Below are 1,113 nucleotides of genomic sequence, written 5' to 3'. Positions count from 1 at the left end.
TGAATTAGTTCTGACCTGATCTGACACAGCTCTGTTGGAGGAGCGAGGGTTACCGGTTTTGATGGTGGTGCCAAGCCAACCATCGAAACACTTCACGGAGGTAACCCTCATGCTACAGAATAATCAAAAAGTCATTCGCCACAAAGTCGGTCTTCTCAATCTGGCAGAAGAGCTGGGTAACGTATCGCGCGCCTGTCAGGTCATGGGCCTGTCACGCGATACCTTTTACCGTTACAGGGACGCGGTCGAGGAAGGCGGCGTTGAGGCGCTGCTGGAACGAACACGCCGGGTTCCCTATCCGAGGAACCGTGTTGATATTGAGATCGAGAATGCGGTTATCGATTACGCCCTTGAATACCCTGCCCACGGCCAGGTCCGCGTCAGCAATGAGCTGCGCAAATTAGGCGTGTTTGTGTCGCCCAGCGGGGTACGCTCGATCTGGCTGCGCAACGACCTGGCCAATTTCAAGAAACGATTGAAAGCCCTGGAGGCCAAGGTTGCTGAAGAAGGCATTGTCCTTACAGAGGCTCAGGTCCAGGCCCTGGAACAGAAGAAGCTGGACGATGAGGCCTGGGGCGAGATCGAGACCGCACACCCCGGCTATCTTGGCTCACAGGACACATTCTATGTTGGCACCTTGAAGGGCGTCGGCCGGGTCTATCAGCAAACCTATATCGATACCTACGCCAAGGTTGCTCAGGCCAAACTCTACAAAACCAAAACCCCGATCACGGCGGCCGATATGCTCAACGACAAGGTTCTGGCGTTCTATGAGCAACACGATCTGCCGGTGCTGCGTATCCTCACCGATCGGGGAACGGAATACTGCGGTCGCGCCGATCGCCATGATTACCAGCTATTCCTGGCAATCAACGACATCGAACACACCAAAACAAAGGTTAAGTCACCGCAGACCAACGGCATCTGCGAGAGGTTCCACAAGACCATCTTGCAGGAGTTCTATCAGGTGACATTCCGAAAGAAGATCTATGACACCATCGAGCAGTTGCAGAACGATCTGGACGAATGGATCGACTACTACAACAATGAACGCACTCATCAGGGTAAAATCTGCGAAGGTCGAACGCCAATGCAGACCCTGGTGGAAGGCAA

At 53.8% G+C, this 1,113-nt stretch carries 1 protein-coding gene; it reads left to right on the top strand.

What is annotated here, in order from left to right; translation table 11 throughout:
- Positions 1-109 precede the first annotated feature (109 nt).
- The coding region (locus QMZ18_RS36915; RefSeq protein WP_282611445.1) for an IS481 family transposase at positions 110-1,113 on the top strand (1,004 nt) is incomplete at its 3' end.

The sequence above is a fragment of the Pelagibius sp. Alg239-R121 genome, from assembly GCF_947331435.1.
Classification (GTDB): Bacteria; Pseudomonadota; Alphaproteobacteria; order Kiloniellales; family Kiloniellaceae; genus Denitrobaculum.
Note: the sequence above shows the minus strand (reverse complement) of the source record. Positions and strands in the feature narration are given on the sequence as shown.